At 63.8% G+C, this 20063-nt stretch carries 19 protein-coding genes; 16 read left to right on the plus strand and 3 right to left on the minus strand.

The annotated features are described in order from the left end of the window. Nucleotides 1-102 precede the first annotated feature (102 nt). The 7 genes from mltB to DZC52_RS05775 are packed head-to-tail and all read left to right on the plus strand — an operon-like array spanning nt 103 to nt 8449. Nucleotides 103-1047 (plus strand): lytic murein transglycosylase B, encoded by a 945-nt coding sequence (gene mltB, locus DZC52_RS05745; RefSeq protein WP_245960771.1) that lies wholly within the window; start codon nt 103-105, stop codon nt 1045-1047. Further along, the gene (locus DZC52_RS05750; RefSeq protein ID WP_116650169.1) at nt 1044-1829 is read left to right on the plus strand and encodes a septal ring lytic transglycosylase RlpA family protein; all 786 of its coding nucleotides are present in this window, start codon (nt 1044-1046) and stop codon (nt 1827-1829) included. Before mltB ends, DZC52_RS05750 begins: the two co-directional genes overlap by 4 nt. Nucleotides 1830-1874: 45 nt before the next feature. Next, entirely contained in the window at nt 1875-3044 is a 1170-nt protein-coding gene (locus tag DZC52_RS05755; protein WP_116650170.1) for a D-alanyl-D-alanine carboxypeptidase family protein, read from the plus strand. Beyond that, nucleotides 3044-3313, plus strand: coding sequence for a YbeD family protein (locus tag DZC52_RS05760; protein WP_116650171.1), 270 nt, complete (start codon nt 3044-3046; stop codon nt 3311-3313). Before DZC52_RS05755 ends, DZC52_RS05760 begins: the two co-directional genes overlap by 1 nt. Beyond that, nucleotides 3310-4074, plus strand: coding sequence for a lipoyl(octanoyl) transferase LipB (lipB, locus tag DZC52_RS05765; protein WP_116650172.1), 765 nt, complete (start codon nt 3310-3312; stop codon nt 4072-4074). The genes DZC52_RS05760 and lipB overlap by 4 nt, the downstream gene beginning before the upstream one ends. Before the next feature lies 1 nt (nt 4075). Next, nucleotides 4076-6241 carry a carboxy terminal-processing peptidase gene (locus DZC52_RS05770; protein WP_116650173.1) on the plus strand — a complete coding sequence of 722 codons (2166 nt, stop codon included), beginning with the start codon at nt 4076-4078 and terminating at the stop codon, nt 6239-6241. 48 nt (nt 6242-6289) lie between these two features. Further along, nucleotides 6290-8449 (plus strand): primosomal protein N', encoded by a 2160-nt coding sequence (locus DZC52_RS05775; RefSeq protein WP_116650174.1) that lies wholly within the window; start codon nt 6290-6292, stop codon nt 8447-8449. Between the two features lie 76 nt (nt 8450-8525). On the opposite strand, the gene DZC52_RS05780 is transcribed toward DZC52_RS05775, so the two are convergent. Beyond that, the gene (locus DZC52_RS05780; RefSeq protein WP_116650175.1) at nt 8526-8726 is read right to left on the minus strand and encodes a hypothetical protein; all 201 of its coding nucleotides are present in this window, start codon (nt 8724-8726) and stop codon (nt 8526-8528) included. A gap of 152 nt (nt 8727-8878) precedes the next feature. On the opposite strand from DZC52_RS05780, the gene DZC52_RS05785 reads away from it, so the two are divergent. From DZC52_RS05785 to DZC52_RS05825, 9 genes are all read left to right on the plus strand, one after another. Next, nucleotides 8879-9130 carry a type B 50S ribosomal protein L31 gene (locus tag DZC52_RS05785; RefSeq protein WP_116650176.1) on the plus strand — a complete coding sequence of 84 codons (252 nt, stop codon included), beginning with the start codon at nt 8879-8881 and terminating at the stop codon, nt 9128-9130. A gap of 198 nt (nt 9131-9328) precedes the next feature. After that, nucleotides 9329-9862, plus strand: a complete 534-nt coding sequence (locus DZC52_RS05790; protein WP_116650177.1) for a GspH/FimT family pseudopilin — start codon at nt 9329-9331, stop codon at nt 9860-9862. Between the two features lie 2 nt (nt 9863-9864). Continuing rightward, a complete protein-coding gene (gene pilV / locus DZC52_RS05795) occupies nt 9865-10275 on the plus strand; it encodes a type IV pilus modification protein PilV (RefSeq protein WP_116650178.1) in 411 nt (136 codons plus the stop codon). A gap of 18 nt (nt 10276-10293) precedes the next feature. Then, nucleotides 10294-11460, plus strand: coding sequence for a PilW family protein (locus tag DZC52_RS05800; RefSeq protein WP_116650190.1), 1167 nt, complete (start codon nt 10294-10296; stop codon nt 11458-11460). A gap of 29 nt (nt 11461-11489) precedes the next feature. Next, entirely contained in the window at nt 11490-12002 is a 513-nt protein-coding gene (locus DZC52_RS05805; protein WP_181918799.1) for a pilus assembly PilX family protein, read from the plus strand. Nucleotides 12003-12023: 21 nt separating this feature from the next. After that, nucleotides 12024-15392 carry a pilus assembly protein gene (locus DZC52_RS05810; RefSeq protein WP_147307619.1) on the plus strand — a complete coding sequence of 1123 codons (3369 nt, stop codon included), beginning with the start codon at nt 12024-12026 and terminating at the stop codon, nt 15390-15392. A gap of 35 nt (nt 15393-15427) precedes the next feature. Then, entirely contained in the window at nt 15428-15751 is a 324-nt protein-coding gene (locus DZC52_RS05815) for a hypothetical protein (protein ID WP_116650181.1), read from the plus strand. After that, the gene (locus tag DZC52_RS15835) at nt 15751-16179 is read left to right on the plus strand and encodes a type IV pilin protein (RefSeq protein ID WP_116650191.1); all 429 of its coding nucleotides are present in this window, start codon (nt 15751-15753) and stop codon (nt 16177-16179) included. The genes DZC52_RS05815 and DZC52_RS15835 overlap by 1 nt, the downstream gene beginning before the upstream one ends. Before the next feature lie 146 nt (nt 16180-16325). Then, complete coding sequence (locus DZC52_RS05825) at nt 16326-17327, plus strand: sensor histidine kinase (RefSeq protein ID WP_116650182.1); 1002 nt, start codon at nt 16326-16328, stop codon at nt 17325-17327. Nucleotides 17328-17358: 31 nt separating this feature from the next. Here the strand turns inward: DZC52_RS05825 and DZC52_RS05830 are convergent, their stop codons facing one another. Both DZC52_RS05830 and hemW read right to left on the minus strand, forming a co-directional pair. Then, nucleotides 17359-18633 (minus strand): MFS transporter, encoded by a 1275-nt coding sequence (locus DZC52_RS05830; RefSeq protein WP_116650183.1) that lies wholly within the window; start codon nt 18631-18633, stop codon nt 17359-17361. A gap of 96 nt (nt 18634-18729) precedes the next feature. Next, nucleotides 18730-19914, minus strand: coding sequence for a radical SAM family heme chaperone HemW (gene hemW, locus DZC52_RS05835; RefSeq protein WP_116650184.1), 1185 nt, complete (start codon nt 19912-19914; stop codon nt 18730-18732). Nucleotides 19915-20063: the final 149 nt, after the last annotated feature.

Raw genomic sequence — 20063 nt, forward strand, 5'->3', positions numbered from 1 at the left:
GCCCGGCAAACGGGGCCAAACTTTTTCTTTACCGTGCCCTCTATATCCTCGACACAATCCCAGGAGTGAACCCGAGCGATGCTGCGATTTTCCTTGTTAGTGATGACCCTGATGACGACTGCGGCGGTTGTCGCCAGCGAGGAGCCGCATCCGGGCGCGGCGGCTTTCGTCGATCGCGTCGTGGCCGAGTACGGGCTCGACCCCGAGCATGTCCAGGGTGTTCTGGCCGAGGCGCGCTACCAGCAGTCGATCATCGACGCCATTACGCGCCCGGCGGAAAGCAAGCCCTGGCACGAGTACCGCAAGATTTTCATTACACCCACCCGGATCAGTTCCGGCGTGGAGTTCTGGCGAGCGAACGCCGACCTGCTCGGTCAGGTGTCGGATCGGTTCGGTGTCCCTGTCGAGGTGGTCGTCGCCATTGTCGGTGTGGAGACCAGCTACGGCCTGAACACCGGCAGTTACCGGGTGATCGACGCCCTGGCCACGCTGGGCTTCTACTACCCCAAGCGAGGCGCCTTCTTCGCCGACGAACTGGGTCAGTTCCTGCGCCTGGCCGAGGAAGAGGCGCTGCCGCTGACCGAAGTCCGCGGCTCCTACGCCGGCGCCATGGGCGTTGGCCAGTTCATTCCCTCCAGCTATCGGGCCTATGCCGTCGACATGGACGAGACCGGCAAACGCGACCTGTGGCGCTCGCTGCCCGACGCCATGGGATCGGTGGCGAACTACCTGGCCACGCACGGCTGGCGCGACGACGAGCCCATCGCCTTGCCTGCTGATCTGTCCGTTGATTTGCCCGAGGGAGCCGATTTTCCGTTGAAGCCCGAGCACACCCTCGCCGAGCTGGCGGAAATGGGGGTCGAGTTCGATGCCGGAGAGCTGCCCGGCGATACCGAGGCCACGCTGATCGAACTCGAGCAGGCCGATGGTCGCGACTACTGGGTCGGCCTGAACAACTTCTATGTCATTACGCGCTACAACCGCTCGCCGCTCTATGCCATGGCCGTCACCCAGCTGGCCAAAGAGATCCGGGAGCAGCGGCAATGAATCTGGCGCGCTTGCTCGGCCTGCTGGCCTGCACGCTCCTGCTGGCCGCCTGCGGCCGGGAAGCCGTGCGTGAGGTCAGCGACGGCCCGCCCGGCGATCGGTTCGATCCGACGCTGATCGAGCGTCCCGAGCCCCGCCCCGAACCGCGCAGCGCCTACGGCAACCACAGTCCTTACGAGGTGCTCGGCCGAACCTATCGCGTCATGGAAAGCGCAACGGGTTATCACGAGCGAGGCGTCGCTTCCTGGTACGGCACGAAGTTCCACGGCCGCCTGACCTCCTCGGGCGAACCTTATGATCTCTACCAGTTGACCGCGGCCCATCGCACGCTGCCGTTGCCGACCTGGGTCGAAGTCACCCGGCTCGATACCGGCAAGACCATCGTCGTGCGCGTCAACGACCGCGGTCCCTTTCATCCCGACCGCATCATCGACCTGTCCTGGGCGGCCGCCAGCAAGCTCGGCATGACGGAGCTAGGCACCGCACCGGTGGAGGTTCGCGCCATTACCTTCGAGGACGGACCGGGTGATACGCCGCGCCCGGCGCGCGTGCCCGTCTACGTCCAGGTGGGCGCGTTTTCCGAGCGCCAGCGGGCACACCGCGTGGTCCAAGACCTTGAACGGGCCGGAATCGGACCCATTGAATCCGAATCGGCCCGGACGGATGTCGGTCACGTCTGGCGCGTGCGCCTGGGGCCGATCGACGAAGTCTCGCGCGCCATCGCGCTTGTCGATCGAGTCGCCGAGCTCGGCCTGGGCCGGGCGCGCTATGTGTACCCTTGAAAATCCGATACCGCCTGCAATCATTTCCGAACTGACTCCAGACTCATGAACTTCGCCCCCAGAATCTTCCTGTCGTCGCTGATCGCCGCCGTTGTGCTGGCGGCCAGCCCGCTCACTTCCGCGCAGTCGCCCGTGCCGGCCGCACCGTCCGTCGGGGCGACCAGTTATGTTCTGGTCGATTACCACAGCGACACGGTGGTGGCCGAACTCGACGCCGATTCGCAGGTCGAGCCGGCCTCGATCACGAAACTGATGACGTCCTACGTGGTGTTCTCGGAAATCGCCGACGGCAACATGTCGCTCTCCGACGAGGTGCTGATCTCGGAGAAGGCCTGGCGCACCGAGGGGTCGAGGATGTTCATCGAGGTCGGCGACCGGGTAACCGTGGAGGAGCTGCTCAAGGGCGTGATCATCCAGTCCGGCAACGACGCTTCGGTTGCGCTGGCCGAGTATGTCGGCGGCACCGAGGAAGTCTTTGCGGACATGATGAACGAAGCGGCCCGCAATCTCGGCATGAGCAACACGCATTTCGTCAATGCGACCGGTCTGCCGCACCCGGAACACTACACCACCGCGCGCGACATCGCCCGCCTGGCCGACGCGCTGATCCGGGAGTTTCCGGATTTCTACGGCTGGTATTCCGAGCGCGAGTACACCTACAACGGCATCCGCCAGCACAATCGCAACCGCCTGCTGTGGCGCGATCCCTCGGTCGACGGCCTCAAGACGGGCCACACCGAGTCGGCCGGGTATTGCCTGGTGACCTCGGCAATGCGAGACGGCATGCGCCTGATCAGCGTGGTCATGGGGACCGACGGCGAAGATGCCCGTGCCACGGCCAGCCAGGCCCTGCTCAACTACGGTTTCCGGTTCTTCGAGACCTACCAGCTCTACGAGGCCGGCGACGAGATCAGCGTGGAGCCGATCTGGAAAGGCGCGGCCGACGAAGTCACGCTCGGCGTCCACAGCGACCTGTTCGTGACCATTCCTCGCGGCCGCTACGATGCGCTGGAAGCGAGGCTGGAAGTCGAAGATACCCTCACGGCACCCATTGCATCCGGGGAGAATGTGGGGCGCCTGGTCGTCTCGCTGGACGACGCCGACCTGGCCGATCGCCCGCTGGTGGCACTCGAGGGCGTGGAGCAGGCCGGCTTCTTCGGACGCAGCATCGACGGCTTCCGGCTCTGGGTCGGAGGGCTGTTCGGCGGCGACTGATGACCGGACCGACCGAAGTTCCACTGGAGTTTCCCTGCCAATGGCCGGTCAAGGCCATGGTCGAGGCGGGCGAGGATTCCCTGCGCGAGGTGCTCGGCGTGATTGCCCGGCACGCCGAGCTGCCCGACGAGAGCGACGTCAAGATACGGCCCAGCCGGCACGGTCGCTACGAGAGCATCACCGTGGTCGTCGAGGCGCAGTCGCGCCGACACCTGGAGATCATCTACACCGAAATTCGGGCGCTCGACGCGGTGAAGATGACGCTATGACCGAAAACAAGGGTTCAGGTTTCAGGTTTCAGGGTTCAGGAACGGCGCCCGGGCGCCGCGGCGGCCCGGCCGAAGTTCCCGGCTCCGATCTGACCGTGCGGCATCTGGGGCGGCAGCCCTACGAGCCGGTCTGGGCGGCGATGCGGGATTTCACCGATTCGCGCGACGAGGCCACCGGCGACGAGCTCTGGCTGGTCGAGCACGATCCCGTGTTCACCCAGGGGCTGGCCGGCAAGCCCGAGCATTTGCTCAATCCGGGCGATATCCCCATCGTCCAGACCGACCGCGGCGGCCAGGTGACCTACCACGGCCCCGGCCAGGTCGTTGCCTATCCGCTGCTCGACCTGGAGCGCAAGGGCGTGAGCGTGCGCTGCCTGGTCGATCGGCTCGAACAGGCCGTGATCGACGTGCTGGCCGGGCTCGACGTGGCGGGCGGCCGACAGGAGGGCGCGCCGGGCGTGTTCGTCGGGGCATCCAAGATCGCCTCGATCGGGCTGAAGGTTCGCCGGGGTCGCACCTACCACGGCCTGGCATTCAACATCGATATGGACCTGGCGCCGTTTTCGCTGATCAATCCCTGTGGGTTCAGCGGCCTGACGATGACGCAGGTCGTCGATCAGGTGGGCCGCGCCGACTGGGACGACATGGCCGGAAGGCTGCTGACGGCGTTCTGCAAACTGATGGGTTACCATGCGGTGAAAGGTGAGCGGCCCGCAATCGACGCGCGCCAAACTTCCACCGCCCGATCCGGTCATAGCTGACATGAATATCAATTCGATCAGACTCTTCCTCGTCTCCCTGCTCGCTGTGCTGGTGGTGCCGGCCCTGCTGCTGCAGCAGCCGGCAGGCCAGGCCAGCGCGGCCGCGGAAACGGCCGTCTCGCTCAGCCCGGAGCCCAAGCACCGCTTCGCCAGCCGGCTGGCATCGCGGTTCATGACCAGCTATCACTACCGCAGCCCCGAGCTCGACACCGAGTTTTCCCGGCGCGTGTTCGATCAGTACCTGTCGGTGCTCGATCCCAACCGCATGTATTTCACCTCCGCCGATATCGAGGCGCTGTCGGAGTACAGCGACTTCATGGCCGACGCCGTGCGCACCGCCGATCTCGAGCCGGCCTACGAGATCTTCAATCGCTACGTGCAGCGCTCCGACGAGCGCATTGCCCACGCCCTGAAGCTTCTCGAGGAGGGCTTCGATTTCAGCATCGACGAGGACTACCAGTTCGACCGTAGCGAGGAGCCCTGGGCGATGTCGGCTGAAGAGCTCGACGAGCTCTGGCGCAAGCGCGTCAAGAACGACTGGCTGCGGCTGAAGCTCGCCGACCAGTCCGACGAGGAAATCGTCGAGACCCTGAGCGAACGTTACGAGAACTTGCGCCGCCGCATCCACGAGTTCAACAGCGAGGAAGTGTTCTCGTTCTTCATGAACGCCTTCACCCGCTCGATCGAGCCGCATTCGGCCTACATGTCGCCGCGCACCTCCGAGAACTTCGAAATCTCGATGCGCCTGTCGCTCGAGGGCATCGGCGCCATGCTCCAGCGCGAGACCGAGTACACCACGGTCATGGAAATCGTGCCGGGCGGTCCCGCCGACCTCGACGGCCGTCTGCAGTCCGGCGACCGCATCGTCGGCGTCGGGCAGGGCGACGACGGCGAGATCGTCGACGTCGTGGGCTGGCGGCTCGACGACGTCGTCGACAAGATTCGCGGTGAGCGCGACACCGTCGTCCGCCTGGAGGTCCTGCCGGCCGACACCGGCCTGAGCGGTCCGTCCAAGGTCATCCGCATCGTTCGCAACGAGGTCAAGCTCGAAGAGCAGGCTGCCAGCAGCGAAGTGATCGAACTGCCGGCCGGGGACGATACGCGCCGTATTGGCGTGATCCGGGTGCCGGTGTTCTACGTCGATTTCGAGGGCCGTTCGCGCAATGAGCCGAACTACCGTTCGAGCACCCGCGACGTGCGCAAACTGATCAACGAGCTCAAGGGCCAGGACATCGACGGTCTGATCATGGACCTTCGCGGCAATGGCGGCGGGGCCCTGGTCGAGGCGACCACGATGACCGGCCTGTTCATCGACACCGGGCCCGTCGTCCAGGTGCGCGATTCACGCGGAAAGGTCGAGCTCAAGACCGACAACGAGCCGGGCATGGCCTGGGAAGGGCCGCTTGGCGTGCTGGTCGATCGTCGCAGCGCGTCCGCTTCGGAGATCTTCGCCGCCGCCATCCAGGACTACGGCCGCGGTGTGATCATCGGCGAGCCGACCTTCGGCAAGGGCACCGTCCAGAACCTGATCAATCTGGACAACATGGCCCGGAGCGAAGACACGCAGCTCGGCCAGCTCAAGCTGACCATGGCGCAGTTCTACCGCGTTGTCGGCGGTTCGACGCAGAACAAGGGCGTGATTCCCGATATTCGCCTGCCCACCGCCGGCGACCCGGACGAGTACGGCGAGAGCGCGCTCGACTTCGCGATGCCCTGGGCGCAGATCGATCCCACCGAGTACGAGCCGGTCGCCGACCTCGAACCGCTGATCGACCTGGCCCGCCACCGTCACGAAGTGCGCCTGGAGTCCGACGAAGAACTGGTCGCGCTGGTCGAGGACCTCGCCGAGTGGGAGGCCGACAGCCATCGCGAGAGCATTTCCCTGCTGGAGTCCGAGCGCCGACAGGAGATGGAAGAGGCCGAGGCCCGCCGGGCCGAGCGCTTCGGCGCCGACGACGGCATGGCGATGGCCGATGACGCCGGTCAGGATGACGGCGAAACCGGGCCCGATTCCGCCGAGGGCGACAACGTGCAGGACGAAGAGCGTTCGGGTGAAGACGAGCAGAATGAAGATGAGGACCTCTACCTCGAGGAAACCGCCCGAATCCTCAGCGACCTCATCGACCTCGACCAGGAGCGCCTGCTGGCTCATCGCCAGACGCCCTGAACGCCGGTGGGCTTCGGGCAGCGCCACCCTCGATTGCGGACGTCCTGAATGAGCGCGCCGCCCCAGACGGTGGCGCGCGTGGCGGTTCCGGTTCCGCTGCCGCGCCTGTTCGACTACCTGCCTGTTCCCGACCAGCAACTACCTCCCCCGGGTAGCCGCGTTCTCGTCCCCTTCGGCCGGCGACGGCTCGTCGGCCTGGTCATCGAGCACGGCGAACCCGAAGGGCAGGCGCCGAAGGGGCTGCGGCCGATCGAGCGGGTGCTCGATGAGGCCCTTATCGACACCGAGTTGCTCGAGTTGATCGGCTGGTGTGCCCGCTACTATGTCTTTCCGCCGGGCGAGGCGGTCAACCTGCTGCTTCCCGGAGCGCTGCGACGCAGCCGCGAGTTCCGGGCGCCGCCGCCCGCTGCCTTCGAGTTGACCGAAGCGGGTCGCCAGGCCGACCTGGCCCGCGCGCCGCGCCAGGTGGAAGTGCGTGAACTCCTGCTCGAAGGGCCCCTGACGCGCGAGGAGCTGATGACGCGCAGCGGCGCCGGCGCCGAGGTGCTGCGGCGCATGAGCGAAGGCGGCCTGCTGCGATCACTCGAGCGGCCGCCGCCCCCGCCGCCAAACGCGGGCCCGCGGCTCAATGCCGAGCAGCGGTCGGCCCTGGCCGCCGTCCTCCGCGCCCGGCGTCGTTTCGAAGCCTTCCTGCTTGCCGGCGTGACGGGTTCGGGCAAGACCGAGGTCTACCTGCAGGCCGCCCGCCGCGTGCTCGCCGCCGGGCGGCAGGTGCTGATCCTGGCGCCCGAGATCGGCCTCACGCCCCAGCTCGTCCGCCGCATCGAATCGAGGCTGGGCGAGCCGGCTTACCTCTACCACTCCGGACTGAGCGAGGGCGAACGACTGGCCTGCTGGCAGGCCGCCCGATCGGGCAGGGCGCGCGTGGTCGTGGGCACGCGTTCGGCCGTGTTCCTGCCGCTCGCCCGGCCGGGCATGTTCATCGTCGACGAAGAACACGACGCCTCGTTCAAGCAGGGCGACGGCGCCCGCTATCACGGCCGCGACGTCGCCGTCCTGCGGGCGCGTTCGGCGCGGGTTCCGGTGGTGCTCGGCTCGGCGACGCCTTCTCTCGAGAGCCTGTTCAACGTCGAGCAGGATCGCTACCGGATGCTGCGCCTGTCGCAGCGTGCCGGCGAGGCCCGCCAGCCGCGCTGGCGCATCGTCGACCAGCGCGGATCGCGGAGCAGCCTGTCGCCGGAACTCGTCGAAGCGATGGGTCGCCACCTGGGCGAGGGCGGGCAGGTACTGATCTACCGGAACCGGCGCGGCTATGCGCCCGTGCTGATGTGTTCGGAATGCGGCTGGCAGGCCGACTGCCAGCGGTGCAGCGCGCACATGACCTTCCACCAGGCCGTCCACAGCCTGCAATGCCACCATTGCGGCAGCCAGCGGCCCGAGCCCAGGCGTTGCCCGGATTGCGGATCACCCGCGCTGGTTGCGCTGGGCGCCGGCACCGAGCGCCTGGAAGAGGAGGTTGCCGAGCGTTTTCCCGACGTGCCCGTGCATCGCGTCGATCGAGACGCCATGGGCGGCAAGCACCAATTCCGCCGATTGCTCGAGCGGGTTGGCCAGGGTGAGCCCTGCGTGCTGGTGGGAACGCAGATGCTGGCCAAGGGGCACCACCTGCCCGGTGTCACGCTGGCGGCCGTTCTCGACGTTGACCAGGCCCTGTTCAGTGCCGACTTTCGCTCACCCGAAAGGCTGGGGCAGACCGTGGCGCAGGTGGCGGGCCGGGCCGGGCGCGGCGACCGCGGGGGGGAATTCCTGTTATTGACCCGGCACCCTGAGCATCCGTTGCTCGAGTCGTTGGGGCGGGGGGATTACCTCTCCTACGCGGCCCCCCTTCTGGAAGAGCGACGGCAGGCCCGGTTGCCGCCGGCCAGTGCACTGGCCCTGCTGCGCGCCGAGGCGCACGATGCCCAGCCGGCGCGCCGCTTTCTGGCCGATGCGGCCGGTCTGCTGGGCGGTCGGGAAATCGAAACGATCGGACCGCTGCCGGCCATCCTGACGCGACGCAGCGGCTACTGGCGCTTCCAGTTGTGGCTGCAGTGCGACAGCCGCGCTGTGCTGTCCAATCACATCAGCGCGCGCCTGGCGGCAATTCACGAGCTGAAGAGCGCTCGCCGCGTGCGCTGGCACGTGGACGTCGATCCACTCGATCTCTAGATTCGGCGGCGCAATAAGGCTCCTGAACGCCGCTCGGGGCGTCGAGCAAGCCTTGCGTCCGACTTCGGCTGGTCCGTCAGCCTTCTTCGTCGGTTGTTCGGTTCCGGCGAGGCGGGTTGACCCACTGCACGTCGACGCCGGACAGCCGGGCCTGGCTTTCGACGGCCCCGACGTAATCCTTGTCGACTTCGGTGGGCGCGCGCTTTTCGGAAACGCTGGCGCAGGCGGAAACGGCGAGGGCCGCGGTGACGATGAGCAGAAGAGTGAGTGTCCTCATCTCAAACCTCCCGTGCGGGTGGACTTTCACAATACATCAGACCTTGTCAAGGGCGCCAGTGTTCCCCGGACCCCTGTCAGCCTTGCATTTGCCGGCGTGATCCGTGACAATACCCGGCTATTTTCGTCAGATCGACCCAGGAACCGAGTGCCATGAAATCCGAAATCCATCCCGAGTACCGCGAAGTGGTGTTCCAGGACCTGTCCAGCGACCTCGTCTTCAAGACCCGCTCGACCGTCCAGACCAAGGAAACCATCGAGTGGGAAGACGGCAACGAGTACCCGCTGGTCAAGGTGGAAGTCTCGAGCAAGTCGCACCCCTTCTATACCGGCAAGCACAAGATCATGGATTCCGGCGGCCGCGTCGACCGCTTCAAGCAGCGCTACGGCAAGGGCAAGAAGTAAGCCACAGCCGCGCCGCCACGGCGCGCTGAATCCCGCGAAAGCCACCGGCCGCCCCGCGCGGCCGGTGGCTTTCTGCGTTCCTGGAGGCGGTCCGACCGCTGATCTGGATTCCGGCCCCGCTCGTCGCCTGGCCCTTTCCCCGCCTGTTGCGCGGCAGTAATGTAGCCCTGAGTCAAAGCAATCGGGGCGCGCGCTGTCGTGAACTCAAGATCCCAACGCGGTTTCACCATTCTGGAACTGCTGATCACAATCGCATTGCTGGCGATCCTGTTATCGGTAGCGGTGCCCAGTTTCCTGAGTGCCATCCAGAACAGCCGGATGACCGCCAGCGCGAACGACCTGGTTACGGCCTTCCAGCTGGCGCGCTCGGAAGCGCTCAAGCGCAAGCGGCCCATCTCGGTCTGCTCGAGTTCCGACGGCGCCACCTGCGGCGGCAGCTGGGAACAAGGCTGGATCGTCGTGATCGACGACGAAGATGCCGCGGGCGAGGCGACGGTATCCGAAGAAGAGGTTCTGCGCGTGTGGGGTTCGCTCGGCGGCGGTGCAACCATTGCCGGCGATGACGCCGCCGATTTCGTGCGCTACCTGCCCGACGGCCAGATCGACATCGCGCCGGGGGTCACACCGCCCGAGTACGAAATGCGCATCCCGGATTGCACCGGCGACAAGCAGCGCAACATTTCCATCGGCCGCACCGGCCGCGCCAGTGCCGAAAGAGTGGAGTGCAGTTGATCATGGGTCATCGCAGGCATCAATTCCCGGCCCGCCAGGGCGGCACCAGCATGATCGAGGTGCTGGTCACGATTCTCGTCATGTCCGTGGGCCTGCTGGGTCTCGCCGCTCTCCAGGGTTTTTCCCTCCAGGCCGGACAGAGCGCCTACTACCGCACCCAGGCAACCAACCTGGCTTATGAAGTGACCGACTTCGCACGAGTCAACCGTTCTGCGGCGATCGACTCCTGCAGTCTGCCCGTTCTTGAGTCCTGGGACAATTTCGTCGAGACCCAGCTGCCCGGCGGTGAATTGGCAATCCAGTTCACGAACTGTGATGCCGGTCAGATCACCGTCACCGTTACCTGGGACGAAGCGCGCATCGAAGACGCGGTCAGCGACGGGGAATCCCTCGTCATGACGACGCGCATCTGATTCGGGAGCCAAGCATCCATGACACCTTTTCGCACCATAAGAAACCGCCAGCGAGGCCTGAGCCTGATCGAGCTCATGATTGCCATGGTTCTCGGCCTGCTGGTTGTCGGAGCCATTCTCCAGTTGTTCATCGGTAGCCGCGCCACGCAGATGTCCAACGAGGCGCTTGCAAGAGTCCAGGAGAACGGCCGCTTCAGCATAGAATTGCTCAAGCGCGAGTTTCGCGAGGTGGGCACCCATGGGTTCTGTGCCGCCGACATGGAGATTCGTAATCACCTTCGATCCGATTGCGACAACTACGTCAATTCCATCTACAACCCCAACCGGGCCTTCGTGGGTTGGGAATACGCCAGTACCGGCCGGGGTGAGGCCTACACGCTTGACGAAGCCGACATCGAACCGGCCAGCGGCAGCGCCTCCAGCTGGCAGTCGGCCGACGGCGCCGGCACCATCGACCTGCCGGATATCCTCGACGGCGAAGTCGTACCGGGCAGCGATGTGGTCGTTGTTCGCCAGCCGGTCGTGATCCCCGGCTTGACCGCAGACGGCAACCAGCCCGCCAACGCAAACGCCATCACCCTTAATAATCCCAATACCCTGGCCAAGAATGAAATCGTGCTGATCACCAACTGCACGACCGGTGCCGACCTCTTCCAGAATCGTTCGAATGGCAACGCCAGCGCCGTTTCCGCTGGGTCGGGTAATTGCGCCAGTCCGGGCCCCGGCAACCAGAATGGCCTGGATTGGAGTACTGCTTATGACGAGAGCATGCAGATGTTCCGAATCCGCGTCCTCGCCTACTACATCGGCTATAACGCCGACACGCAGGAACCGGGATTGTATCGGGCGAATCTCAGCGAAGGTACGGATAGCATCGTTACAGAAGAGCTGGTCCAGGGTGTAGAGACCATGCAGGTTCTCTACGGCTACAGCCTGCCGGTGGAGCAGGGAGGCGACGGACAGACAGTCGATTTCTGGCTGCCGGCCGACGAGGTGCCCGACTGGCAGTTTGTCATCGGCGTTCGCTTGAGTATGCTGATGCGCTCGCCCGACACCATGGCGGATGGTCAGGTGCAAAGAACTTTCGACCTTGCCAGCACGCAGTTCACGCACCCTGAAGACGGGCGCCTGCGTCAGCCGTTTTTCGCGTCGATCAGCTTGCGCAACCGTCAGATCGTGATGTGAGGCCGGAAATGACTGTAAACATGCCTTCCATGAAAAAACAATCCGGCGCCACGCTGTTCATCGGCCTGATGTTCCTTCTCCTGTTGACCATCATCGGCCTGAGTTCCAGCAACACGGCCATCATGCAAGAGCGGATGGCGGGCAACGTCGCCGATTCCAATATTGCCTTCCAGGAGGCCGAGCGAACCCTGCGCGAAATCGAGGATCGCCTGACCCAGTACGTTATGGGCGGATCGGGCGGCCTCGGCTACGTGCCGCCGACCTGGGAAGAGACGGGGCTCAACCGAAATGATTGCACCATGTCCGGCTACAACTGGGATAACCCGGGGTGGCGCGACGCGCCCAATACCGACGGTGAATTCCTGGTGGTAGATCTGAGCGACTATACGGTTGGAGAAACGCCTTACGGCTCGAGCTGCCGCCCGGTTTCAGAGGCCGACATGAATACGGCCGGTGAATACTTTCTCGTGGTCGCGAGAGCCGTCAGCCCGACGGGTACTTCCGAATCCATCGTACAGAGCATTTTCTTCTGGCCGCAGTGATTGCGGCCGCAGGAGCAAGCAATGATGATTAACAAGATCAAGATTCTGGTTCTGACCGTGGTGATCGCCGGCTCGGTCGGCGTTTCGAATTCCGCTCAGGCCACCCTGAATATCTCGGATTCGCCGATGTTCGTCGCCGTTTCGATTGACCCCAATATCAAGTTCCTCCTTGACGATTCCGGGTCAATGAGGTTTGGCTTCATGCCTGGAGAGCTGGACCGGGTCTTTGCGTCAGGTTCTTCCCTGGTTGACGACCTGATACGCAACTGCTCCGATGAGGAGTGGGAGGGGAGAGACTATGAAATGTGTGCCATTGGTGCTGATGGCAGAGAGTTGGCCTTTCTTGTCTCGAGTTATCTGAACAAGATCTATTTTGATCCCGACACCAGGTATGTGCCCCCAATTAAGCCCAATGGCGATCGCTATCCGGATATGAAGTTTGACGATGCAAGGCTGAATGGCTACGGAGCCGGGGATTGCTCTGACTTTCGGGTTAGGTGCGTGGACCTCAATAGCAACTATCGGGCGGTCATGGATGACTATTATTATGGCAATCAATCCAATGAGGGGTTTGCGGTCAGCCCGTATGGAAGAGCGGGAGCAGCTTTCTATTACCGATACAATCCTCGATTGAATGGTTGTGACCATGCGTTTGATAACGACTGCTATGAGTATGTGAATGTCAGCACGCAAAGCAAGGAGGTGCAGCAAAATTTTGCTAACTGGTTCTCCTATTACCGAACACGCATGATGGTGGCCAAGGTCGGCGTTAGTCAGGCCTTTCATGAGCAATCTACCCGAATGCGGGTTGGTTATGGGTTAATTAACTCCCAGAATGACTACTCGGGCGTTCGTTCGTTCAGTGACGAGCACAGAGTTGCGTTCTTCGATTGGCTTGATGATCAGGATGGGACTGTCAACGGGAGCACTCCGCTCCGCACAGCGCTGGAGGAAGCGGGTGAATACTTCGAAACGGCAGAGCCTTGGCGAGAAGACCCCGAAGATAATACTTCCCGACTTCTAAGTTGTCGCCAAAGCTACTCGATTCTGATGACTGACGGTTACTGGAGTGGTGGTGATCCGAGCGTCGCCGACGAAGACGGTGATGGTGAGTCGAAGACGCTTGCCGATGTAGCCTACAAGTACTACGACACGGATCTTCGGGACGATATCGACAACAACGTGCCCACGTCTGAGGAAGACCAGAATCAGCGCCAGCATATGGTGACTTTCGGTGTCGGTCTCGGGGTGACGGGTACGATCCAGGATACGGAGGCTGCTTTTGCGTGGCCGCCCGAAGACGATCGCTGGCCCGATCCGGACGACGGCGATCCGGAGAAGATCGATGATCTCTTGCATGCGGCGGTCAACAGCAAGGGGGGCTTCTTTAGTGCGGCTGACCCGGTCGAGTTTGCGCGGGAGCTGTCCGCGATCCTCTCAGAAGTGGTGGCCCGTGCGAATGCCACCACCAGTGTCGCTGTCAGTGCCACACGCCTGACGACGGAGTCGTTGGTCTATGCTGCGGCATTCGATAGTGCCGACTGGAGTGGCGAACTGTTTGCGTTGAACGCCGAAGATGGTTCGGTGGAGAGCCTGGCGACCGAGCAGCTCGAGTCTCAGGGAGCCAATGGACGCAAGATTTTCTCCTACGATCCCGTAGAAGAAGAAGGCCTTGTTTTCGACACCACAGCCGCTGACGCGCTCCGCTCGCGCCTGACCTGGAGTGCGCCGGAAGGCGAGGCCTGGACTGCCGAGAATATCATCAACTACATTCGCGGAAACGACACGCCGGACGGCGATCATCCCGAGGCTTTCCGTGAGCGTAGCGTCATGCTCGGCGACATCGTCAATTCTCGCCCGTTCTTCTCCGGCTCAGGCAACGAAGGCTGGGGTCGACTGGACCAGGATTACCTCGACTACATCGACGGCCACAAGAACGATCCTGACCGGTGCGACGAAGTCGAAGGCGCCTGCGATTATGCCCGTGAAGACACCCTGTTCATCGGCGCCAATGACGGCATGCTGCATGCCTTCGATGCGGAAACGCTCGAGGAGCTTTTCGCTTACGTGCCGTCCACTGTTCACCACAAGCTTCATGAGCTTGCCGACCCCGAGTACAGTCACAAGTTCTTCGTCGACGGACAGATCGCCGTGGCCGACGCCAAGATCGGCGGTAGCTGGGGCACCTATCTCGTCGGTACACTCGGTGCCGGCGGGCGCGGTGTGTTTGCGCTCGATGTCACCGATCCTGAGAGCTTCTCCCAGGACGATGTTCTGTGGGAGTTCCAGGATTTCGACCTGGGTTACACGTTCGGCGAGCCCATCATTACGCGAATCGGTGACGAGGACTCCGGTAAATGGGTGGCGGTATTCGGAAACGGCTACAACTCAGGAAGCGAGCAGGCGCGTCTCTTCGTGGTTGATCTCGAGAATGGTCCTGGAGAGAACGGCGAAGGCGTCATGGAGATTGAGCTTGGTGATTATGGTGACAACGGCCTGTCCGGTGTTGTCGGCTGGCGCGATCCGGCGACCAGAACGCATCTCAGCCGCGTCTATGCCGGTGACCTGAAGGGCAACATGTGGCGTATCGATTTCGACGGCACCACGGCTTCCGTGCCATACGAGGACGGCCTGTTCACCGATCCGGATGGACGCGCCATCACATCGACGCCCAATGTTGCGGCTCACCCGAGCGGCGGCTTGATGGTTTACTTCGGTACCGGGAAGCTGATCGAAGATAGTGATCGCCTGGAAACCGAAATGGACCGCTTCTACGCCGTCCGCGATCTGGGTGAACCCGTCAGCAACAATTTCAACGGTAACGGTGCACTGGCCGAAGTCGAGATCGCGGTGGCTGAGACCGAGGACGGCGAGCCGCCCATGCGCACCCTTGAAAGCGGCGGTGTTTCCCAGAACGGCTGGTACATGGACCTTGCCGTGAGCGACAGCTCCAATGGCGAACGCACGCTCGCCAAGCCCCGTGTGGTCTTCGGGACGGTCATCATTTCCACGTATCAGCCGGTCGAGGACCCGTGTACTCCGGGTGGCATTCAGCGAACCTACGCGATGGATGCACTTTCCGGTAACGGTGCGTTGCCGTATTGCAGCAATTGTGGTGCAATCGAAGTCGGTGCAGGCGCGCCGTTCTCACCGCCGGTGGCCATCAAGCAGCGCCAGCCCGGAGAAGTGGGTGACGTGACCTTCCCGGGTAACAGCGATCCATCGGATCCGTCCGATCCGGACGACTTCCCCGGCGCGCCGCCTGCCAACGGCGGAGAGCCTCAGGGTTGGTGTTCGGAATTTGGTATCCCGCCACTGTTTGAAGGCGGCTCGTTCCTTCCGCTGGGAACCATCTGCGAAGGCCGACAGGTGTGGCGGCAGGTCAAGTGAGGCGTTGCGACGTCGGTAAAAACGAGGATTCTGCAATGAAGATTGTGACCAGAGTGGGAATGTTTCTGCTCCCTGCGTTGATTGCATTGAGTGCGGTCGCCCAGGCGCCTGGGGATTTTCCGGATCGTCCCAAGGGAACGCAAGAGATAATGATGATCGAGAGTGTGGATCTGGCTCGGGGTACCGTGACGCTCAGCGGAGAGGCTTACCGCCTTCCCGAGGGATTCCGCTCTGATTACGAATCTGCACGTCGGGAAGGGCGTGGTGGGCATTCAGACTGGTTGAAGGCGGGTGCCCGGGTCATTGTCCGTAGCGACGGAGATACCATCATCTCGATATCTCCGCAGGAGGCGCGATAATGAGCCGGCCTGTAAATCCAGTTGGGCGTGGCATGGGCTTTACGCTGATTGAACTCTTGGTGGCTATGGCCATTCTCGCAATCGTCATGGCCATTGCCATACCGAGTTACACGACCTACGTCACCCGCAGCAACCGCACCGAAGGCAAAGCCATCCTGATGAATACGGCCCAGGCACTGGAGCGCTGTTTTACGCGGTACAACGCGTACGACTCCGACGAGTGCAACGTCAGTTTTCCGGTTGATTCGGAGAACGACCACTATCAGATGGCCGCCGGCAACCAGACGATTGACGCGGCGACCTACACCCTCACGGCCGTGCCGCAGGGCTCGCAGGCGACTAACGACACCGAGTGCGCCAACTTCACTCTGACGCACAACGGGACGCGTGGTGTCAGCGGCAGCGGAGACGTCGAGGATTGCTGGTAGCCCTGGCGGCACTCTGCAGCTGGTTTCATGTGCAACCCCGCCCGCTGTGGCGGGGTTTTTTTCGCTCTGCTATCGTGACAATTCGCCCGTAACGGCCGCATGTCTCCAAAGTGAACAATCAACGCCAACGGCCTTCCGGGCAGCTGATGCCCGCCGACCTCCCCGACCTGTGTACCCCATCGAGCATTCTCCTGCTGGTTCTCGTGGGCACGGTTGTCGCTTTGATTTTCGCGCTGGCAGGTACGGCGAACCCGGAGTCGTTCTGGCTGAACTTCGGTTTGTCGATGCTGTTCGTGCAATGGGTCGTACTGGTTTCCGCGGCGCTGATCTGTGGATTCAGGCGCTTCTTGGCCGACAGGGCCGGCAGGATCATGGGATGGGCCCTTTTTCTCGTGATTCCCGTGGTGAGCCTCTTGGCCAGCTTTATCGTGGTCAATTTCCTGCCCCTGGGGGATGCTCGAGGCGGTTTCTGGTTTGTGCTTCGCAATGTCCTCGTCAGTCTCCTGGCCTCCATGGCGCTGGTCAGATACCTGGTGTTGCAGCAGCGGTGGAAGCAGCAGGTAGCCGCCGAGGCTCGCGCAAGGCTCGACGCCCTGCAGGCCAGCATCCGGCCCCACTTCCTGTTCAACTCACTGAACACCATAGCCAGCCTGGTTCACGACAAGCCAGACGAGGCGGAGCAGGCGACGCTCGATCTCTCCGATCTGCTTCGGACGGGTTTGCGTTCGGGCGCTACGCAATCGCTGGGCGAGGAGCTCGAGCTGGTTCGGGGTTATCTCCGTCTCGAGGCGCTGCGCCTGGGAGAGCGCCTTCAGGTCGACTGGAGGCTTTCTGATGATTTGCCCTTGTCGCAGGAGCTGCCCGCATTGCTTATCCAGCCACTGGTGGAGAATGCAGTCGTCCACGGCATTGCGCGCTTGCCCGAGGGTGGACGATTGTCCATTCGCGGCGAGCGCGCCTCGCGAAACCGCCTGCGCTTCGAGGTCGTCAATCCCCTGCCTGCCGACTCGGCGCGACCGGCGGAGAGCAATCGCATGGCGCTCGATAACATCCGCCAGCGTCTTGCGCTCGCCTACGAGGAAGGGGCGCGCTTGAAGACGCGGCGAGAGGCTGGCTGTTTTCGGGTGGAGTTGACGGTGCCCGCGTAGGTCGGGGATGCGACCCCGACCCACGCGGCGATCAGCGCGTTTCGTCGGCGGGCTGCTCGGTCGAGACAGCGTCGGACTCGTCTTCTTCTTCCGCCTCCGGATACATCTCCAGCGCTGCTGGCGAAGTCGCGAACTGCGGCACCCAGTCGCCCTGTTCGTCGAGCGGCACCGGTGGGCGCACCCACATGCGCCATCGCGCGAACCCGGCGGGAACCAGGGCGGCAACGCCCATGAAGGCGAGCAAGGTGGTTGGGCCGAACCACTCCATCAGGAAGCCCGCGAACAGCGGGCCGGCAATCGCGCCGGAACCGTAGAGCAGCTGCAGGCTCGAGGTCGCCTCGAGCATGTGTTCGGATGCGATGTGGTCGTTCGTGTGCGAGGCCGACAGCGAGTACATGCTGAATCCCGTCGCGCCGTAGAGCAGGCCGGCGACCAGGATCAGTCGCGAATCCCAGGTGATCAGCCACAGGGCGCCGAGCGCCGCGATGCCGGTCGCCAGGCAGACCCAGGCAAGCACCTTCCGGCGGTCCAGCCGGTCGGAGAGCAGGCCGATGGGCCACATCACGATGGCGCCGCCGAGGATGCTCAGGCTCATGAAGCCGGAAATGCCCGACGGGTTGAGACCGATACCCGCCGCCATGACCGGCGCCAGGCCCCAGAAGGCCCCGGTGCCGACACCGGCAAACAGCGCGCCCACCACGCCGAGCGGCGAGGCTTCGTAGAGCTTGCGCAGGCCGAGTCGATGGGCCTCGACGATCGGCGGCTCTTTCACGCGGGTGAGCGCGACCGGTACCAGGCCGATCGACATGAGTACCGAGGCCAGCGCGAAGAGCTGCAGCGTATTGATATCACCGGCCAGCAGCAGTACCTGGCCGATGCCCAGCCCGATGAGCGTCGTGGTCATGTAGGCCGAGAAGATGTGTCCACGCTGCTCGTTGGTCGTCTGTTCGTTGAGCCAGCTCTCGATGACGATGTAGATGCCGACGATGCACACCCCCGCCACCGCGCGCGCGACGAACCAGACCAGTGGGTTGGGATAGAGACCGTGCAGCAGGACCGTCACGGAGCAGATGGAAGCCAGCGCGGCGAAGGTGCGCACATGGCCCGTGCCTCGGATCATGCGCGGCACGATGAAGGTGCCGGCGACGAAACCGCTGAAGTAGCCGGCCATCACCATGCCCAGGATCGTGCTCGAGAAGCCCTCGAGGCCGCCGCGCACGCCGAGCAAGGTGCCGATCAGGCCGTTGCCCGCCAGCATCAGCGCGATACCGACCAGCAGGGTGGTGATTGAGACGATGCTGCGCATGCCGGAAGCTCCCGAAATCCGTGGCCGATTATGGCAGAGGAAACGATCTGTGACAGGCCCGTGGAAGCCGGGTTCCCCGGCCTGTTCGGAATCGTGCTACAGGAACAGCGCCTGCAGGTCGTTAAGGAAGCGCTGCCCCCTTTCGGTGCGGCGCAGCGTCGCCTCGGGAGGCGGCTCCCCGCCCCGATCGCCCGCGCGGATGCCGTCGGTGGCGATCAGGCCGAGTTCCCGGGCGCGATCGAGCGGGCCGGCGATGCTGTCGAGCGACAGGCCGGTGCGGGACGAGAACTCCGCGAGCGGAATCGTCTCGTCGAGACGAAGACGATTGAGGAAGTACTCGAAGGCCAGTTCGGCTTCCGCGATCGGCTTTTCCTCGGCAATGAAGCTGCCGTCTTCGGCGGCACTGAGGTAGGGCCGCGGGTGGGATTTGCGGCGGGTGCGAACGATGTGTTCTTCGGCCGGCAGGGTGATCTTGCCGTGGGCGCCCGCGCCGATGCCCAGGTAGTCGCCGAAACGCCAGTAGTTGAGGTTGTGGATGCTCTCCTGCCCCGGCTGGGCCCAGGCGGAGACCTCGTAGTCGCGAAGCCCGGCGGCCGTCAGGCGTTCGGCGCAGGCGTCCTGCATGTCGATGACGGTGTCCTCCGGCGGCAGCGGCGGCGGGTGCTTGGCGAACACGGTGTTGGGCTCGAGGGTGAGCTGGTAGTGCGACAGGTGGCGCGGCCCGAACGACAGCGCGCGTTCGACGTCGGCAACGGCTTCGTCGATCGTCTGCCCGGGCAGGGCCCGCATCAGGTCCAGGTTGAAGCGCTCGAAGCCGGCGGCCTTGACCGCCTCGATGGCGCTGGCCGCCTCATCGGCAGAGTGAATGCGCCCCAGTTTCTTGAGCTGCGCGTCGTCGAAGGTCTGGATGCCCAGGCTGATCCGGTTGACGCCGGCGGCCCGGTAGGCCTCGAAGCGATCGTGCTCGACCGTGCCCGGGTTGGCTTCCATGGTGACCTCCGCGCCCGGCGCCAGCGGCACCCGGGCGCGCACGCCGGCGAGCAGCCGGTCGATGGCGGCCGCCGAAAACAGGCTGGGCGTGCCGCCGCCGAGAAAGACGCTGACCACCGGGCGGCCCCACACGCGTGGCAGGTCCACCTCGAGATCTGCCAGCAGCGCGTCGATATAGCGCTCTTCGGGCAATTCATCCTTCAGCGCGTGCGAGTTGAAGTCGCAATACGGGCATTTGGCTACGCACCAGGGCAGGTGGATGTAGAGCGATAGGGGTGGGGTGGATAGCATCGGACGCTTGCGTGGGTGTTGGGGCGAGGTGGCTCTTGGACTCGAATATTGGTTTCAGGTTTCAGGTTTCAGGAATACAAGCGACTTCGTCGCCCCGGCCTTGAGCCGGGGCCTTCCATCGGTTGGCGCCTTCGGTGGGGAGGTCCCGG

The organism is Wenzhouxiangella sediminis (assembly GCF_003410055.1).
GTDB lineage: Bacteria > Pseudomonadota > Gammaproteobacteria > Xanthomonadales > Wenzhouxiangellaceae > Wenzhouxiangella > Wenzhouxiangella sediminis.

What these genes read in the sequence shown, in the direction of transcription:
- DZC52_RS05830 (WP_116650183.1), bottom strand. Translation starts at nt 18,633, where the DNA reads ATGCGCAGCATCGTCTCAATCACCACCCTGCTGGTCGGTATCGCGCTG.
- DZC52_RS05825 (WP_116650182.1), top strand. Translation starts at nt 16,326, where the DNA reads ATGCCCGCCGACCTCCCCGACCTGTGTACCCCATCGAGCATTCTCCTG.
- DZC52_RS05770 (WP_116650173.1), top strand. Translation starts at nt 4,076, where the DNA reads ATGAATATCAATTCGATCAGACTCTTCCTCGTCTCCCTGCTCGCTGTG.
- lipB (WP_116650172.1), top strand. Translation starts at nt 3,310, where the DNA reads ATGACCGAAAACAAGGGTTCAGGTTTCAGGTTTCAGGGTTCAGGAACG.
- hemW (WP_116650184.1), bottom strand. Translation starts at nt 19,914, where the DNA reads ATGCTATCCACCCCACCCCTATCGCTCTACATCCACCTGCCCTGGTGC.
- DZC52_RS05800 (WP_116650190.1), top strand. Translation starts at nt 10,294, where the DNA reads ATGACACCTTTTCGCACCATAAGAAACCGCCAGCGAGGCCTGAGCCTG.
- DZC52_RS05785 (WP_116650176.1), top strand. Translation starts at nt 8,879, where the DNA reads ATGAAATCCGAAATCCATCCCGAGTACCGCGAAGTGGTGTTCCAGGAC.
- mltB (WP_245960771.1), top strand. Translation starts at nt 103, where the DNA reads ATGACCCTGATGACGACTGCGGCGGTTGTCGCCAGCGAGGAGCCGCAT.
- DZC52_RS05780 (WP_116650175.1), bottom strand. Translation starts at nt 8,726, where the DNA reads ATGAGGACACTCACTCTTCTGCTCATCGTCACCGCGGCCCTCGCCGTT.
- pilV (WP_116650178.1), top strand. Translation starts at nt 9,865, where the DNA reads ATGGGTCATCGCAGGCATCAATTCCCGGCCCGCCAGGGCGGCACCAGC.
- DZC52_RS15835 (WP_116650191.1), top strand. Translation starts at nt 15,751, where the DNA reads ATGAGCCGGCCTGTAAATCCAGTTGGGCGTGGCATGGGCTTTACGCTG.
- DZC52_RS05775 (WP_116650174.1), top strand. Translation starts at nt 6,290, where the DNA reads ATGAGCGCGCCGCCCCAGACGGTGGCGCGCGTGGCGGTTCCGGTTCCG.
- DZC52_RS05805 (WP_181918799.1), top strand. Translation starts at nt 11,490, where the DNA reads ATGAAAAAACAATCCGGCGCCACGCTGTTCATCGGCCTGATGTTCCTT.
- DZC52_RS05755 (WP_116650170.1), top strand. Translation starts at nt 1,875, where the DNA reads ATGAACTTCGCCCCCAGAATCTTCCTGTCGTCGCTGATCGCCGCCGTT.
- DZC52_RS05815 (WP_116650181.1), top strand. Translation starts at nt 15,428, where the DNA reads ATGAAGATTGTGACCAGAGTGGGAATGTTTCTGCTCCCTGCGTTGATT.
- DZC52_RS05810 (WP_147307619.1), top strand. Translation starts at nt 12,024, where the DNA reads ATGATGATTAACAAGATCAAGATTCTGGTTCTGACCGTGGTGATCGCC.
- DZC52_RS05750 (WP_116650169.1), top strand. Translation starts at nt 1,044, where the DNA reads ATGAATCTGGCGCGCTTGCTCGGCCTGCTGGCCTGCACGCTCCTGCTG.
- DZC52_RS05760 (WP_116650171.1), top strand. Translation starts at nt 3,044, where the DNA reads ATGACCGGACCGACCGAAGTTCCACTGGAGTTTCCCTGCCAATGGCCG.